The 16,372-nt window shown below is 37.5% G+C and carries 15 protein-coding genes and 3 pseudogenes; 3 read left to right on the top strand and 15 right to left on the bottom strand.

The features are described 5' to 3' along the window. Nucleotides 1-63 precede the first annotated feature (63 nt). From SLH51_RS08035 to SLH51_RS08000, 8 genes are all read right to left on the bottom strand, one after another. Nucleotides 64-912, bottom strand: a complete 849-nt coding sequence (locus SLH51_RS08035) for an aldo/keto reductase (protein ID WP_335960517.1) — start codon at nt 910-912, stop codon at nt 64-66. Nucleotides 913-1,287: 375 nt separating this feature from the next. Next, complete coding sequence (locus SLH51_RS08030) at nt 1,288-2,148, bottom strand: MBL fold metallo-hydrolase (RefSeq protein ID WP_335960516.1); 861 nt, start codon at nt 2,146-2,148, stop codon at nt 1,288-1,290. Between the two features lie 81 nt (nt 2,149-2,229). Then, on the bottom strand, nt 2,230-2,376 hold the full coding sequence (locus SLH51_RS08025; RefSeq protein WP_335960514.1) for a hypothetical protein: 147 nt from the start codon (nt 2,374-2,376) through the stop codon (nt 2,230-2,232). A gap of 66 nt (nt 2,377-2,442) precedes the next feature. Beyond that, nucleotides 2,443-3,426, bottom strand: coding sequence for an aldo/keto reductase (locus tag SLH51_RS08020; RefSeq protein WP_335960513.1), 984 nt, complete (start codon nt 3,424-3,426; stop codon nt 2,443-2,445). A 156-nt stretch (nt 3,427-3,582) separates the two neighbouring features. Further along, the gene (locus SLH51_RS08015) at nt 3,583-3,666 is read right to left on the bottom strand and encodes an aldo/keto reductase (protein WP_335960545.1); all 84 of its coding nucleotides are present in this window, start codon (nt 3,664-3,666) and stop codon (nt 3,583-3,585) included. Nucleotides 3,667-3,853: 187 nt separating this feature from the next. Then, nucleotides 3,854-3,994, bottom strand: a complete 141-nt coding sequence (locus tag SLH51_RS08010; RefSeq protein ID WP_335960511.1) for a Rossmann-fold NAD(P)-binding domain-containing protein — start codon at nt 3,992-3,994, stop codon at nt 3,854-3,856. Nucleotides 3,995-4,112: 118 nt separating this feature from the next. Beyond that, nucleotides 4,113-5,303, bottom strand: coding sequence for an MFS transporter (locus SLH51_RS08005; protein ID WP_335960509.1), 1,191 nt, complete (start codon nt 5,301-5,303; stop codon nt 4,113-4,115). 52 nt (nt 5,304-5,355) lie between these two features. Then, complete coding sequence (locus SLH51_RS08000; protein WP_335960507.1) at nt 5,356-5,883, bottom strand: cyclophilin-like fold protein; 528 nt, start codon at nt 5,881-5,883, stop codon at nt 5,356-5,358. Between the two features lie 281 nt (nt 5,884-6,164). Here SLH51_RS08000 and SLH51_RS07995 point away from each other — a divergent pair, with 281 nt between their 5' ends. Beyond that, the gene (locus SLH51_RS07995; RefSeq protein WP_335960505.1) at nt 6,165-7,067 is read left to right on the top strand and encodes a LysR family transcriptional regulator; all 903 of its coding nucleotides are present in this window, start codon (nt 6,165-6,167) and stop codon (nt 7,065-7,067) included. A gap of 737 nt (nt 7,068-7,804) precedes the next feature. Here the strand turns inward: SLH51_RS07995 and SLH51_RS07990 are convergent. Continuing rightward, nucleotides 7,805-8,908: an NAD(P)/FAD-dependent oxidoreductase gene (locus tag SLH51_RS07990; protein ID WP_335960503.1), complete on the bottom strand. Its 1,104-nt coding sequence runs from the start codon at nt 8,906-8,908 to the stop codon at nt 7,805-7,807. Between the two features lie 554 nt (nt 8,909-9,462). Then, nucleotides 9,463-10,170: pseudogene (locus SLH51_RS07985) on the bottom strand (tRNA dihydrouridine synthase); the annotation flags it as partial. A gap of 101 nt (nt 10,171-10,271) precedes the next feature. Between SLH51_RS07985 and SLH51_RS07980 the strand changes: the two are divergent. Beyond that, complete coding sequence (locus SLH51_RS07980) at nt 10,272-10,412, top strand: LysM peptidoglycan-binding domain-containing protein (protein ID WP_335960501.1); 141 nt, start codon at nt 10,272-10,274, stop codon at nt 10,410-10,412. A 112-nt stretch (nt 10,413-10,524) separates the two neighbouring features. Then, the gene (locus SLH51_RS07975; RefSeq protein ID WP_335960499.1) at nt 10,525-10,788 is read left to right on the top strand and encodes a cell wall hydrolase; all 264 of its coding nucleotides are present in this window, start codon (nt 10,525-10,527) and stop codon (nt 10,786-10,788) included. A 15-nt stretch (nt 10,789-10,803) separates the two neighbouring features. Here SLH51_RS07975 and tnpA read toward each other — a convergent pair. The 5 genes and pseudogenes from tnpA to SLH51_RS07950 form a co-directional block, all read right to left on the bottom strand. Then, nucleotides 10,804-11,183 (bottom strand): annotated as a pseudogene (gene tnpA / locus SLH51_RS07970) (IS200/IS605 family transposase); the annotation flags it as partial. A gap of 555 nt (nt 11,184-11,738) precedes the next feature. Continuing rightward, nucleotides 11,739-11,825, bottom strand: a pseudogene (locus tag SLH51_RS07965) (transposase); the annotation flags it as partial. Nucleotides 11,826-12,073: 248 nt separating this feature from the next. Beyond that, nucleotides 12,074-12,718: a YesL family protein gene (locus SLH51_RS07960; RefSeq protein ID WP_335960497.1), complete on the bottom strand. Its 645-nt coding sequence runs from the start codon at nt 12,716-12,718 to the stop codon at nt 12,074-12,076. 115 nt (nt 12,719-12,833) lie between these two features. Beyond that, nucleotides 12,834-14,570, bottom strand: a complete 1,737-nt coding sequence (locus tag SLH51_RS07955) for an SGNH/GDSL hydrolase family protein (RefSeq protein ID WP_335960496.1) — start codon at nt 14,568-14,570, stop codon at nt 12,834-12,836. A 194-nt stretch (nt 14,571-14,764) separates the two neighbouring features. Beyond that, nucleotides 14,765-16,309 carry a glycoside hydrolase family 43 protein gene (locus SLH51_RS07950; protein WP_335960495.1) on the bottom strand — a complete coding sequence of 515 codons (1,545 nt, stop codon included), beginning with the start codon at nt 16,307-16,309 and terminating at the stop codon, nt 14,765-14,767. Between the last annotated feature and the right edge of the window lie 63 nt (nt 16,310-16,372).

Here is a 16,372-nt window from a genome sequence, read left to right as displayed (position 1 = left end):
TCCAATACATATTGCGTTCTCTGGTTATCATTTTGCCTACACAGTCATTTCTACATTCTCTTCTTACCATAAAGCAAGTGGCTGTTTCATGCTAGGTTTTGGATAGATGGAGTCCAATTGCTCCAAATCTTGCTGCGTTAATCGAATCTTAGCTGCTTTCACATTATCTATCACATGAGCGGTATTACTAGATTGTGGGATAGCAATTGTTTGACCATTACAAATACACCATGCTAATAAAATTTGAAAAGTATCTGAATGATGTTTTTCAGCAATTTCCTTTAAAACTTTTTGTTTCGTTAGATTAGTACCCAAGCTATCACCACGAGCAACTGGGGCATAGGCGATTAATGGCATTTCAAGTTTGTTCATCATAGGTACTAAATCGAATTCAATCCCACGATCTCCCAAATTATAACGCACTTGATTTGATGCACATTTTATTCCATCAGGTAACTTCATTATTTTTTCTAAGTCATCAACATCTAAATTAGAAACACCCCATGACTTAATTTTTCCCTCACTTTTTACTTTCTCCAAGGCTTCAATCGTTTCTTCAATAGGAATATTCCCTTTCCAATGGAGTAAGTATAGATCTAAATAATCTGTCTTTAATCTTTTTAAGCTATTTTCTAAACTAATTGGTAATTGCTTTTTTGAGGCATTTGAAGGAAGAACTTTTGAAATGAGAAATAATTCTTCACGGTTATAAGGCTTAATTGCATGTGCAACTAATCTCTCTGCATTTCCATCCCCATACATTTCAGCAGTATCAATAACTTGAACACCATGATCAAGAGCAACTCTTATTGCTTCTACTTCTTGTTCAAAGTTATCTGCTTTGTCTCCCATAGTCCAAGTGCCTAAGCCTATGGGAAAAACTTTCCTTCCTGCAATTTTTACTTTATTCAAATTTTTTCACTCCTCCTCTGAAAATTTTATAGCTAATTTCGAGATGATTTCCAATTAAAATATGGCTCTTTTATCATTCTTAAAAATGTATCAGAGGCCAAAAATAACTTTTACTGACCGCTAAAATCTCCATTGTTTATGTCCATTCATTTGACTAAGTTCAATACATGCTTAAGAATTAACAAACCATTCCCTTATACAACTGTACTTATAATGTTTTTAGAGCATTCTCAATTGGTATTCCTCCACCAACTAGATCAAAGGCTTTGCCGATCCTTTACAATCCTCTCTAACAAAATCCCCAGTTCTTCTGCCATTACATGTGAAGCTTTAGGCATTCCCTCCTTTAACCAATTAAAATGGTGTAAAGGATATTTAAGATTTCATTTGTTCTATCAACTTCACCATGGCATTTTTCATTTCTAACTGAGAAAGGAAAACACGGTTCCCATGCCCAGGAAGTATCCATTCGAACTTTTCCTTAGCTAACCTCTCCATAGATTCGGTTTGTGTTTTCCATGAAAACCAGCAGACATCCCTATGTGCGGATAAACCATTTAGTTCATTATCCCAGGCTAAATGATCACCTGAGAACAGATATTTATTGCGATAAAGAAAAACCATATGTCCTTTTGTGTGACCAGGAACCATTATAAACTTATAATCCGTATGCCATTGTATTGAATCCATACCTTGAATCACATGTTCAGCATCAGGTTGGGACTCTTTTTCTAAGGCATGAATAAATCGCTCGGCTTGAAATCTTTTAGCGTATTTGTTCGCATCGGCAACATCATCCTGATGAGTCAAGAAGATATATTTAATTCCCCCCATTTCCTCGATCCGTTTAACCAACTGAGGTGACCAGCGTGGAGAATCAATTAGCCAGTTCCCTTCTGGATGGAGAATCAAATAACTACTTGCCCCCCAAGAGTGTCGGGAAGTAAATCCACAATAATAAATGTTGTCGATAATAGGCAAAGGAAAGTCCTGTATAGCTGTGGAGAGTCCATCCTTTTGTTCACTTCCAATTGCGCCAGTAGGACAGGAAATAAGAGCATAAAAAGCTTTAATAACTTCATGGTATTCATTCGGTTGATTTGTCACGGCTGATAAATTCGCAACTTCAGAAAAAGTATGAGGCGCAATTTGACGGCATTGATCGCAATTGATGCACGCTGAAGTAACATAAAAGTTTCCTGGTACATTTGTATTCAGACTTTTCCCTTGATTCATTTTGCACGCCTCCATCTGAAAATAGTTATATTCATATACCTCGCATACAAATGCCCTAATGTAGCATCACATGATGGATACTTACACTTTCCTCAATAGCTCACATTCATACCGCTCATTTACTGTATTCGCAGCTTGACGGATGCTTTCTTGATCGTCTACATCCATTACCACAAAAGAAACGTCCAGCTTTGAATCATTAAGTTTTTGCGTAGCTTCATGACCCATCTCTGGATCCCGACTTGTCAAAATGAATATTTTGTTGATACACCGTTGAACTATTAATATTGAGACTTAGGGCATATTTACGCCTCTGGCACTTACCAGTAACGTGTACCATTGCTCTCTAGTCATGATTTCCGCCTGTCTTGCAGCATCTTTGCAGGCGATAATGCGCTTAGGATTTACCGTGCCGATGACTGGCTGTATGCAGGCGGGATGCTTCATCAGCCAAGCGAGCACGATCGCTTCAGGCGTTGTCTCATTCTCATCGGCGATCTGCTGAACGAGCGCTGCTGTTTTCATTTCCGCTTCGGTTGCGTTGTCCGATTCTTTTCCCGAAAATCTGCCTTGAGACAGGGGCCCCCATGCTTGAATCTGAATGTTCTCCATTTGCATAAATTCCATAAGCCCTTCAGGAAAGCTATCCTTTAAGTCGGCTTTCTGGTTAATGTGAAGAATGCCTGGATCGACCCAGTGATGACGCAGCAGGCTCATCTCCAACTGGTTTACGACGAATGGATCAGGCAATGCGCTTTGCAGGAAGCGAATTTGTCCCGGGCTCATATTCGATACGCCAAAGTTGCGTACCTTGCCCGTCAGCTTCAGCATCGTGAAAGCTTCGGCGATCTCATCCGGCTCCATCAACGGATCCGGGCGGTGCAGCAGCAGCACGTCCAAATATTGTGTACCAAGCCGCTCTAATATGCCGTCCACCGAATGCAGGATATGCCCTTTCGAGAAGTTGTAGCGCTGTGGCAATATGCCGTCGGAGAGATGAATGCCTACTTTGGATTGAATGACAATCTGTTCACGAAGCCGGGGCTGCTGCTTAAGAACTTGCCCAAATACGGATTCCGCTTTACCCCTCTTATAAATGTCCGCATGGTCGTACATTGTAATTCCTATGGAAAGAGCGGCTTCCACGGCTTCTTCCGCCTGACGGATGTGGCTGGACGTAACCGGGTCTGCAGAATTCCAGCTTCCTCCTAAGCCCATGCAGCCCAGCACTAAACGGCTGTTCGATATTCCTCGACGCTCTAAAGGCATCATTTTCATTTTCCATCAACCTCCGTAAAATAGATAAACTACCTTCAATTATATTGTTAGGAGTTGTTTCAACTCCAATTACATCCACCAGTCATAAACCGATAGATAAACTCAAACCTAACTATTTCATTATTTCAATTGTAACTGTAAAATTACCACTCATTCTTACAAGCTAGAAACACCCCATGACCTAATTTCCCCCTGACTTTTTGCTTTCTCCAAGGCTTCAATCGTTTCTTCAATAGGAATATTCCCTTTCCACAGGAAGTATCCATTCGAACTTTTCCTTAGCTAACCTCTCCATAGATTCGGTTTGTGTTTTCCATGAAAACCAGCATACATCCCTATGTGCGGATAAACCATTTAGTTCATTATCCCAGGCTAAATGATCACCTGAGAACAGATATTTATTGCGATAAAGCAAAACCATATGTCCTTACCGCTCATTTACTGTATTCGCAGCTTGACGGATGCTTTCTTGATCGTCTACATCCATTACCACAAAAGAAACGTCCAGCTTTGAATCATTAAGTTTTTGAGTGGCTTCATGACCCCTTTTTGGATTCCGACTTGCCAAAATGACCTTAAAACCTTTGAAAGCCAATTGTTTGACCAGCTCACCTATCCAATTCCACGATTCCCTCCGGTGACAAGTGCAACTTTCTTTGACATTTTAAACATCCATTTTGTGGCTACTAATCTTGAACTATAGCAGCTTTAGAAAGTTGTTTTGAAGGAATAATCATATAGTTTCTTAGTAAAATCGCTATTAAACCTAGAATCAATGATAGGATTCCCACCAATACAACATATTGTGTTCCCATTTGTGATATAAATAACCCGCCTGCAGCTGCTCCCACTGTTGTTCCTACGTTACAGGCTGATATAAATAATCCATTGGCGAAATCAGGTGCTTCTGGAGCTGAAGATGAAATCAAATATTGATTAATATTAGCCATGATTCCTCCTGCCAATATTCCCCAAAGGAAAGTGATGATGACCATAGGTACGGCAAACTCTCCAGTAAAGAATAAAAGGGTGTAAACGACAATCAATAACAAAGGAAAAGTTAAGATGGACTTAATAGGACTATTAGTGAGCACCCTCCCTGCAACGATGTTTCCAATAATATTAGCTCCACCGAAAACGAATAATGTTAAACTGCTAATATTCGGAGACATTTGGGTAACGGTTGCCAAATACTCAGCAATATAACTATATACCCCGAATACGGAGGCATTTAATAAAATGACAGCTACTATCGAAACCCATATAATGGATTTTTTTAATACAGCAATTTGTTCACCGTAAGATTGTCTTTCTTCAACAGGCATAGATGGTACAAAAATCAATGTAGCGACCAATACAAATGCATTTACAATAGCAAAGAATGCCATCGCCATTTCATACGAAACGGCACTATCAATAAAACTTGCGATCGGTATGCCGGCTACCATACCAGCAGATACTCCTATAAATACTTTAGAAACAGCTTTTGGCACTTCTTCTTTACTTACTGAGGAAGCAGCGACTGTAAAAGCCATAGCACAATAAATTGGATGAAATAAGCCTAGAATGATACGAACCATTAATAGAATGGTAAAGTTAGATATAAATATGGATACAATGTTTCCCACAACGAAAACACCTAGTACAAGTAACATGACCTTCTTTCGATTAATCCCGGAAAACAATAAAGGCATCGTTGGTCCAGATATAGCAATAGCAAGAGCAAAGAGACTCACCGTCAATCCTGCTTGTGATATGCTGACATTAAAGTGTTCAGCAATGGAAGGCAATAACCCAATCACCCCCATCTCCGTATTTAAGATGCCGAAAACACCTACGGTTACTATGAAAATCAATAAATTATTTCGTTTCATCAAAAAAACAACTCCTATTCTTATCAACTCCAAGTACTAATGAATGCAAGCTTATTTACTCATTATTTTCAGCCAAATCAAAAACGACATTTATATTACCGTCGCCGACAGCTTGAGCAAATCTTTCCACATCCTCGATATATCCGAGACGAGTGTAGCTATAAGAACTTGAGAAGGTTTCATAGAACAATACTAGACAATTGTCCCCATAAAGCATAATATCTCCCCCATTAATAACGCCGGATCTCTCAGAATCTGTTGGGAGTCTATCTGATAGATAATAGAACTTTTCATTTCTATGAAGATCCTCCATGTCTATGCTTAAAGGGAGTATTTCAATCAGTGCTTGTGTTGTTTGGTTATCATAAAGCCTAGCTAAGAATACTTCGTCGCCTATTGTTATGTTTAAATCAATCAACGTAAATGTGTTTGACATGTCAATATCCCTCGTATCTTGAATAGAATCACTGGTTGGCATATCCCCTTGACGAGTTTCTTCACTTTCATTTGTTTCACTTGTAGCACAGGCAGTCAGACCAAAGCTAAAAATAAACAAACAAAGTATAGAAACGTTTTTTTTCATACTCAATAATCCTTTCTACATAAACTTTGGTTTTGCATTTCATCAGTCTTTGAAAAGCTTTAAAATTTTGTTCAATCTAATCTTCATTGACTTGTTTTCAAGATCGAATTGGAAGTGGTTATAGCAGTCTGTCACAGGTAATCAACCACCAGATTACCTCCTCAGTTATTTATTCTAGCGTGCCTTTTTATATATAACAAATACCTATATGATATATCTCAATATGCTTGATAGGCATTTCATAAATATATATACTGAAACATTATAAGGAGGAGTAAGATATGGAATTTAGAATTTTGCGATATTTTCTTGCTGTTGCAAGAGAAGGCAGCATGACGGCCGCTGCTGATTATTTGCATGTGACCCAGCCAACCTTGTCAAGACAGTTAAAAGACTTTGAACAAGAGTTAGGAAAAAAACTGTTTATACGAAGTAGTCACAGGATGAATCTCACAGATGAAGGGATGCTCCTGCGAAAGAGAGCAGAAGAAATCGTTGATATGGTCGATAAATTAGAGGCCGAATTTAGTTCCAAGGTAGAAACAATAAGTGGTGATGTTTATATAGGTGGCGGGGAAACAGATGCCATGAGACAGATTGCACGGGTAGTAAAAGATCTAAGGCTGAGTTTTCCCAATATACACTACCACCTATACAGCGGGAACGAAGACGATATAACTGAAAGGCTTGACAAGGGTTTGCTTGACTTTGGTATTTTCATTCAACCAGCTGATTTATCAAAATACAACTATATCAATATCCCAGCCAAAGATGTTTGGGGTGTTGTTATGAGGAAGGATAGTCTTCTTGCTTTCAAAGATACCATTCAAGCAGGAGATTTATTACATGTTCCGCTAATTTGTTCCCGACAAGCCATGAAACAGACATTTTCTAAAAATGAGTTTTTGAATTGGTTTGGTGAAGATTTTGATAAATTAAACATCGTAACTACATACAACCTTGCATACAATGCTGCCATTATGGTTGAAGAGGGCATTGGTTATGCAATAACTCTTGATAAAATCGTGAATACGTCTAGCGACAGTAACCTTTGTTTTAGACCGCTAAAGCCAAGACTTGAAGCTGGCTTAAATATTGTTTGGAGAAAGCATCAGGTTTTTTCCGCTGCAGCTGATATGTTTTTAAAAGAAATTCAGTCGAAATTTACAAATTCTTTATCATAACATTAGTATTTAAAAATATTTCGAATTATTAGGCCTGGAAATAAAGAGACTATTGCTGCGCAGTATTCTACCTCCTTTGCTATATAGGGATCTTTCCCCTCAAATCGAAGGAGGTTTTTATTTTGGCAAACCAAAGTAAACGTAAGGGTAGGAAAACCCACTAGCGTTGCGCGCATGTATTAAATTTGATAAAATTAAAAATATTTACAGTTGCACTCTCGCTTGTAAATGAAAAAAGGTAATAGGGTTGTACTATGACCTTGTCCCCTTTTTTTACATTTAATAATTTCCTAATTTACGCTCATTTTTTCTACTTTGTTTCTTTCCTTTTTCTTTCACTAAAGCGACAGTTCCAATACAGTGGTTTTTCCTTTTCTAATGGAATAGCAAGCTTTTGTCTGCCTTTTGATTTTTCTTCCTTTTTTGCTTTAATGCCCTTTTATAGGACGCATTCGTTTTATAGAGACGTTTGTAAAATTCTAAGTATTCACATTGTGTCTTTTTGGGCTCCGTTTGGAGTTTAATAATGAGTGAAACACCCTACGCGATAAGGGCTAGAACATCTAATTCCAAATTCCCTGTGGTTTCGAACTCCAGACTTTTGTGAGTTTAAGATACTGTTTAATCCATTAAAAAAAATTCGATAAGCCGTCAATTACGGTGAATCTCCATCACTTGTTGATCAGTCAGATCAAATCTAGTTGTTAAGATCCTATAGGTTGACTTTGGTCTGCTCATTATGAGGTCACTCCTTTTTTTATTTTTATATAGGGTCGGAGTAAATAGCTGGCGACTTTTAACGGGTTAATGGTTTTTGTTTGGAACAATTTTGCACCCCAGTAACCTTGTAGCGAGTGGATAATTCGATCCAATCCTTTATTGGATAATTGCTCGATTGATCTTCTTAAAACGAGAGAATCTTCATAGCTCTGACGAAGTGGTTTCATTAAATCCTCATATTTTCCTAAACCACATAAATCATAGGCGGCATAAACTCCACTTAATATAGACTCATATTGTTCAAAACCCATAAAAGGCATCATGGTCCCAAAACAATTCCCAACATAAAAAGTATTCCCTATTCGCCCTGATTCGCATATTCCAATTGGATAACGGGTAATTTGGAATTGATCGGTTATTTGTAATTCCTGTTTAAACTGAGAACGTACCTTTTCATGAAATAAGTTCCAAAGATCGTTAATATTTACCTCTTCATTTTCAGGCAAGTCTGGGAGTGCTATGGAGAAATTTGCTTCTTTTTCTGAAAATGGAATAAAAAAGCAGTACCCGTAAGGAGCTAGGTCGTAATCAAGCCAAGTCATTACAGTATACCGGTCAAAACTACCTTTAACTGTCGCACCTTTTATAGAAACGGTTAAATCCTCTCTATAATTTCGGGTCTTTTTAGCATAAGCTCCGTCTCCAGTTGCTAGGACCACATGTGAATATTTACTTAGTAATTGTTCATATGTTTCTTCTGAATTATAATAAATGGCTGATTTTGTTTGTTGTTCTAGCTGTGATTCAAATGAATCCTGTTCCCTGCCACGAATATTCGAGAATCCTAGCTGTCCCTCTATGATTGCTTTTTCATGCTTAGAAAACAGTTCCAGTTTATGGATGTTCGAAGTAGGGTTAAGATAAATTCCATATTCTTCTGACAACCACGCGATACAATCATGTACAGGTCTTGTAAAAATAGACAGCAGAACCTCTCCGTTAACAAATCGGTCCCCCACTTTGCTGCGTTTTTCAAATATCGTTGGAGTAATTCCATTTCTTTCAAGAGTAATGGCACATGCTAAACCAGAGAGTCCGGCACCCATGATAGCTATATCCATTTCACAACACGCTCCTAAATTATTTATGTATAGTAAGAGCGTTCCCTTTAGGGCAAGTAATAAATGTAACTTCAACTTCCAAATAACAACAAAATTGACTTTATTATTGGAATGGGTATCTTCAGTGCGTTATTAACAATAATTTTTAGTGGAACAATTATCAGTATGGTTGCAAATTTAAACAACGATTAATAAATATAGAAAGAACTTGGCGACACTAAAGCACTTTTATAGTGCTTTTTTTAAAAAATTATTTAGTCTACTACGCATTACAGACTTAAATGAAAAAGAGCCTTTCAATTGCTAAAAAAGGCTCTAACTTACCGTTACATCATTATTCACCTTCATACGTTAGTAATGAACTGCACTCAACGTGTGCAGAGTTTATGTGGCAACAAAGGGGGATGGTGGGTTTATTACATTCTTAAGACCTTTTTCTTTCAGAAAACAGACTTTATCAAAACAAAATTTGCCGGCTGCAAACGAAATTGAAACTGAATATAATAAGTATACATGAGTTAATGTGATTCATTTTTCCCCTAACTTTTTGAAAGTTACATCATTTCACTGTCCCCCGTCCCATCAACTTCTTTTCCAAAGTTATCAAGCAATGCACGCACTTCATCTGTTGATTTCGTGTTCATCAATTGATTTCTTAATTCACCAGCTCCACGGAATCCTTTGACATAAATTTTGAAAAAGCGATGAAGCCCTGTGATTGAACGTGGCAGTGCTTCCGCATATTGATCTTGAAGATCAAGCTGCAGTCTTAAAAGATCTAGGTATTCTTTACTGTTATGCTCTTTTGGCTCTTTTTCAAAAGCAAAAGGATTTTTAAAAATACCTCGCCCGATCATAACGCCATCAATCCCATATTGTTCAGCAAGCTGCAGCCCAGTTTGACGGTCAGGAATGTCTCCATTGATTTTTAGTAGCGTATTTGGTGCGATACGGTCACGTAATTTTTTGATTTCCGGAATTATCTCCCAATGCGCATCTACTTGGCTCATTTCCTTTCTTGTACGTAAATGAATAGAAAGGTTCGCAATATCCTGTTTTAAAATATGCGTTAGCCACTCCTCCCACTCATTTACATCGTTATAGCCAAGTCGTGTTTTCACGCTGACAGGCAGTCCGCCCGCTTTTGCTGCTTGAATAAGTTCTGCCACAACGTTTGGACGCAGAATAAGGCCACTACCTTTCCCTCTAGATGCCACATTCGGTACAGGGCAGCCCATATTAATATCGATGCCTTTAAATCCTTGAAAACAAGATGAACAAGCTTATTTTCGTACTAACACTACTAGACGCTCTATATTTTTCAACACCTGCTTTTGCTTATACCGTTCAAAAAGGGGACACCATGACCGAAATCACAGAAGACAATGGATTGACGTTAGAAGAATTATCGAAAGCTAACCCGAAAATTAGTAATATTGATCTTATTTATGTCGGTCAGCAGATCAATTTACATAAAATAGAACCACACTTCCGAACCAAATAGTGAAAAAAGCAACAGCTCTATCAATGAATCTCTTTCAGAAAGAGAATTAGATCTGCTTGGTAGAATCGTGAGAGCCGAAGCCCAAACAGAACCTTTTGAAGGAAAAGTTGCTGTGGCTGATGTGGTCTTAAACAGAGTAGAAAGTCCACAATTTCCTGATACGATAAAAGAAGTCATTTATGAGCCTGGACAATTTGAACCCGTTTCCAATGGTCAAATCAATAAACCAGCTGATGAAAAGTCAATCGAAGCAGTCGATGCCGCATTATCAGACATGAGAAATATAACGGAAGACTCATTATTCTTTTACAACCCAGACATAGCAACAAATCGTTGGCTAGATTCAAGAGAAACAGCCGTTGTTATTGGAGACTAATTCTAAAGAATTTCTTTATTTCTTCTTATTTTTCTTACCTGTAAATGGGTCATAATCTTCGAACAATGTTAGCTGGTCACCCATATAGTCTTCTTTTAGCTGATTTCTAATGTATTCTTGTATTTGCTTTTTATTTCTGCCCACTGTATTAACGTAGAAACCTCGACACCAGAACTTCCTATTCCCATATCGATACTTCAAATTGGCATGTCGATCAAATATCATGGGACTACTCTTTCCTTTTATGTAACCCATGAATTGAGATACACTTAACTTTTGGGGAATACTCACTACATATGGATGTGATCCGGACAAGCATTTGCTTCATGGATCATTACACCTTTTCGTTCACATAAACCTCTTATGATTTGTCCAATGCTCTTTTTATATTTTCCATCACTAGTGTTGCATTAATAAAAATTAACTATTTAAAATACTCCAAATGTTCAATTTTGTTATTTTGTGCAAAGAAAAAGTCCTTTATAATGGATTAGTCAGGTGGTAACCCGTCCAAATCCACTATAAAAGGACTCACACTATGGACAAGATTACACGAAAAACGTCATTTAGACAATGGTTTTCACCATTAAATCTTCAACTTTTTGAAGAACAGGTGAAAACTATGAAATTAGATTACTATACAAAGTAATTAACGACGGAATCATTCCTTAAATTACTACTCTTTGCGCAGAAACGGAAAGCAAGCGAAAAACCTTACAAATCAGTCGTTATCTCAGGGCAACTTTGTGGAAGCCAGCATATATTTGGCTTCGAAAAATTGAAGGAAAAGCCATTCCTTAATAGACAAACTGTCGTCGTCACAAATGTTTAATTGTAAATAATTTTCCAAATAGATGGAGCCACCTTTAATTGGGTATTTACCTTTTTGGCTCTAAACAGGATGAAAATAGAAACTGAAAATTCTGTCAAATTTTATGCAACACTAGTGATTTTCCATATATGATTTGTCTTCTGTATTTTGGAGCAAAAACTATGTGATACTTACAATTCCATGTTGTGTGTGCTAAACTATTCATGTCCTTCACAGGGCATACCTCCTTCTATGGTTAGATGAAGTGGTCGGGAAACCAACTTTATCCTACCATGAAGTGAGGTTTTTTTAATACCACGCTAGAAGCTCTTTAGAACCCCCGGCATAGCCAGGGGTTTTCTAAACCACTAAAAAGACTCAGGCAAGTTGATGGTTCAACATGTCTGAGTCTTTAGTTTTAATATTCTATTCAACTAGTACCTTCATATATATTGACTGAGATTGTCAACTTTGTTAAGCGTTTTCCATTTTCTCAGAGTCAGCCTGTCCTTTATTAAGCATTCTGTTGAAAGCCCACATTGAAATGGTCATTACTAGAAGGGTACCGGCACTGCCACCGAAAAACAAGATCAAAGCAGGAAAAAAATCTAACAGGATAAATATGACCACGCTTCCTATTATCATGATTACTGTAGCTATCGGATTAATAATCATCAAGAACAGTGCATTTCTTAAGGAAGTGAATATATTTAATTTGAAATGTACATATACAGGAAAAACATAAAATAACGTAAGTAAAAATAATAAAATGAGAATGAGAGTTGGGTAATATAAATAACTTATCGTTGATGTAGATTCTTGGATAATACTAAAATTAACATACAAGAGGACTCCGAATAAGATAACTATGTAGCCCAATATATTACTTTTTACAAGTTCTTTTTTTACAGTCATCCAGTATGTTTGAAAAATAGGAGTGTCCACTTCCCCTAGCGCAAGCTTACGAATGACCGTAAACATTGCGACTGTAGCAGGAAAAAAACCAACAACAAAAATACCTAAGATTGAAAAGAAGATCCATAGAACATTGACATAAGCTAGTCTTGTAATCCATTCTGATATTTTATATAGACCACCCATTACTCCACTGTACTCCATAAAGCGTCCCCTTTCTGACTAATGTTAACTAATTAATAAATTAGTCTTCCCTCTAAAATTCTTAAGCTTTTCTATTTATCAAAGAGAAGTCTTACATAAATAAAACCATAAAATTCTATAAGGTATATCCAAATCCAAGGATCGTAAAACACTTATCTTGATTATCTGAAGCCATCTTAATTTCTACGAGATGATCCTTGCAGACATTCTCCTGATACAAAATTACCGCATTGCAATGCGTCCAGTTATTTTCATGAGGATCCGCGGTTTTTACATGTTGTCCATTGACAAAAATATTTGCTTTCCCAAACTCACTACTTCCCGAATCCTTAAAAACAAGGATGAGACTACGGCTGTTAATAGTCATTTTAAAACTCTCTTCTCCTGATGCTACTGTATGCATCCAGTTATTCGGAAACTGAGGTGTCGGAAAAGAGTTAGCATCCAATTCTACCATCTGCAGGTTAAGGTCTGTTTCCGAAAAACCACCCAAATCGATCGTAGCCACGTTTTGAACCTCTTTTCTGTCGAGTAACTGAATGTCAGTAAAATCATTACCGATAACTGGCGTTTTATCTATCGTAATATCAACCTTATCTGTATCCGACTTTTTTACTTCTGAAAACAAGTATGATAGGCAATCTGCCATTACCATATGACCATCATTTGTTGGATGATAAATATCATAAAAAAATTGCCTTTTAGATATAATCTTGCCTTCTCCCTTCGAAAGTTGGAACTGATCTACTACCGCATCCTTTACACTTACCATCGGCAAATCATAATGAACTCCCACTGGAGAAAGCCTATCCTGCAGATTCCAGTCATTTTCAAATACACTAAATAACAAGATGACCGCAGGCTTGTTATCTCTAGAAAGTATTTTTAAACATAAACTTTCATAACAAATTCCTTTTGTTTCGTCCCCTGCGTCATTCACTGCAAACTCAACAATGACGATGTCTGCTTCCACTGTTCCATTTCTTAAGATATCACGGTCATAACGGATGATACCAAGCTCTGATGGCGTACCTCCGACTCCAGCCTTCACAAAATGTACATTCTCCCCTCCATCTTTTCCAAACATTTCTTTGAATTTTAAATAAGATTGATAGGCATAACAATTCGTATGGATTGGTTTTGCCCCAGCACCTTGGGTAATCGAACCCCCTATATAGGCAATGGTAACCTCTTCACCTCTTTCTGCTTTTTCTATGGCCGCTTTCAACCTTTTGTTATTGCCTTTACTTAAAAGGGATTTACTTATCATGGTCTGATATGTATCCGAGCTAAACGGAACTGGTGCTTCTATTGATATTTCTGGAACCTCATAGCCATCATTCAAATATAATACGACACTTGCTTTTGCCATTTTGCCAGGTTGGTCAAATTCAAATGCGAATTTTCCTAGAACATCATCATCTTCAGACCATTGAAAATCCTCAAGCTTCATTATCATCTCCGTACCATCTGTTGGACATGGCATTCTGAGGAGAGTTCCCGTTTCGTATTTTTTCTCTTTCCCCCAATTTTGTAATACGAAATAGATTTTTTCGTTATGATCATTACGTGCATCTATCACTACACCGATACTGTGAACCAACTTATGAAATCCCTTACAGTTTACTAGAAGCTTTAGTATTTTCTCATCTGTAACGCAGCCTGTAAGTCTAGCTTTCGTTACTAATTGCTCGCCTTCTAAATAGATTTCCTGTGAAGGCTCACCTTCAGTACGAGGAGTTGCCTCAATGTCTGTTTCAAACATCAAGTAAAAACTACTCCGTCTTTCAACAGGATCCTTTGGTACCTTAAGTTTAATATTAGCTTGTATTGAACCTTTTTTCTCTGTCATTTTTTAATCCTCCTCTTAAACAAACTTACAACCTGATTAAATAAAGTCTTATAGTAGGATGGTTTGGCATAAATTTCATGTGCGATATATGCAAAAAGGCAAGCCCCAAAGGACGGGGCAGTTGCCTTTGTTCAAAAGAATGTATGGTTTCTCTTTGTATGTAACGGAATAGATAACCAATATCGGTTACAGCCTTATAACCCTACATATTCAAACCAGTCAAAATAAGCGGTATTATTACTATTTTCACCATTAGAGCTTGCATATAAGCCTAACTCTGTACCTACAAATCCCTCTGCAACATCAGTACTTAAAATCCTTCCATCGACGTTTTCGATTAATGGCCTGTAGTTAGTTGTGCTTTCTCCATAATAAAAGCTATAATCTTGACCATGTGCCGTTACCTTCAAATAAACCTTAGCTGTATCTACTGGTGATTCCATTAAAACTTCTTCTTCACCAGCTGTACATTTAACTAGCTTCATTACTTGTTCATTTCCTTTTTTAAAATATACAAATTTAAAATTATATTCGTTGCTTTGAAGTAAAACAATGCCAGCTTCTTCATTCTCTTTCTTTGGTGAGAATTCCATAACTGTAGAAGCGGTAAAATTAATATGCTGTTGCCTTCTTCCAACAAAACTAGGGGTAACTAACTCTGTTATCCTTTCAGGTCTAAGCTTTAAACTTAAATTACCGGGACGCTCCGATAAACTATAAAATTCTTCTTTTGGCGTACGTAAGAAGTTCCATTTGAAATCAAGTTGATCATCTTCAAAATGATCACACATGGTAGGTATCAATGACTTTTCTTCTGGTAGAATAGGCATTGGATACGTCATTTCCAATTTCCCAGTTCCCGGACTCATAATTGGCCATCCATCTTCCCAAGTAACTGGAATTAAGAAAGTTTCTCTGCCAAGATTTCGATAATAGCCACCGTAAATACGTGATGCTAGACAGACAGCCCACCATTCACCATTTTGAGTTTCTACAAAGTCACTATGGCCAACATTCACAACGGGATAATCTTTACCTAAATGCCTGTGCGTCAGGATAGGGTTTCCTGGATTTCCAACATACGGACCTGTTATCGTTTCACTTCTTGCAACCGAGACAGCATGATGATGCCCAGTTCCCGCTTCAGAGATTACTAGATAATAGTAGTCGTTCACTTTGTAAAGATGAGGACCTTCTGGCCAGATAACATCCCTTAACGCGCCTCGCCATAATCCAATTGGCTCTCCAACTAGTTTCTTTGTTTCTAAATCAAGCTCTTGTAGCCATACTTCCCAGTTACCACTATACTTTTCTCCTTCGGGAGCTGGTCTTGTACCGATATAATAAGCTTTGCCGTCATCAAAAAATAACGAAGGGTCAATACCTGGGGCATTTAAATAATATGGATCAGACCAAGGACCAGCAGGGTCTGTTGCCGTCACGAAAAAGTTACCCCCTTTTCCAACATTGGTTGTGATCATGTAGAAAACACCTTCATGAAATCGGATGGTTGGAGCAAAAATGCCCTGCGACTGCCTTTGACCTTCTAACGGAAGTTGAGAAGGTCTATCGAGTACATGTCCGATCTGTTCCCAATTCACTAGATCCTTGCTATGAAAAATAGGTACACCTGGATAATAAGCAAAAGAGGAAGTTACAAGATAATAGTCCTCATTTACTCGACAAATGGATGGATCTGGATAGAAACCTGGTAGGATTGGATTCTGAAACGTTTTCATATTTTTTCTCTCCTTTAATACGATTTGTTTTTTTTTTGAGTATTCAAACATTCAAACCAAACA

This window comes from Halalkalibacter kiskunsagensis (assembly GCF_037027555.1).
GTDB lineage: Bacteria > Bacillota > Bacilli > Bacillales > Bacillaceae_D > Halalkalibacter > Halalkalibacter kiskunsagensis.
This window is presented reverse-complemented; position numbering and strand designations above follow the sequence as displayed.

Excerpts from the sequence above, each read along its gene's own strand:
- SLH51_RS08030 (WP_335960516.1), bottom strand. The coding sequence starts at position 2,148 with ATGAATCAAGGGAAAAGTCTGAATACAAATGTACCAGGAAACTTTTAT.
- SLH51_RS08025 (WP_335960514.1), bottom strand. The coding sequence starts at position 2,376 with ATGGGTCATGAAGCTACGCAAAAACTTAATGATTCAAAGCTGGACGTT.
- SLH51_RS08020 (WP_335960513.1), bottom strand. The coding sequence starts at position 3,426 with ATGAAAATGATGCCTTTAGAGCGTCGAGGAATATCGAACAGCCGTTTA.
- SLH51_RS08000 (WP_335960507.1), bottom strand. The coding sequence starts at position 5,883 with ATGAAAAAAAACGTTTCTATACTTTGTTTGTTTATTTTTAGCTTTGGT.
- SLH51_RS07995 (WP_335960505.1), top strand. The coding sequence starts at position 6,165 with ATGGAATTTAGAATTTTGCGATATTTTCTTGCTGTTGCAAGAGAAGGC.
- SLH51_RS07990 (WP_335960503.1), bottom strand. The coding sequence starts at position 8,908 with ATGGATATAGCTATCATGGGTGCCGGACTCTCTGGTTTAGCATGTGCC.
- SLH51_RS07980 (WP_335960501.1), top strand. The coding sequence starts at position 10,272 with ATGACCGAAATCACAGAAGACAATGGATTGACGTTAGAAGAATTATCG.
- SLH51_RS07960 (WP_335960497.1), bottom strand. The coding sequence starts at position 12,718 with ATGGAGTACAGTGGAGTAATGGGTGGTCTATATAAAATATCAGAATGG.
- SLH51_RS07955 (WP_335960496.1), bottom strand. The coding sequence starts at position 14,570 with ATGACAGAGAAAAAAGGTTCAATACAAGCTAATATTAAACTTAAGGTA.
- SLH51_RS07950 (WP_335960495.1), bottom strand. The coding sequence starts at position 16,309 with ATGAAAACGTTTCAGAATCCAATCCTACCAGGTTTCTATCCAGATCCA.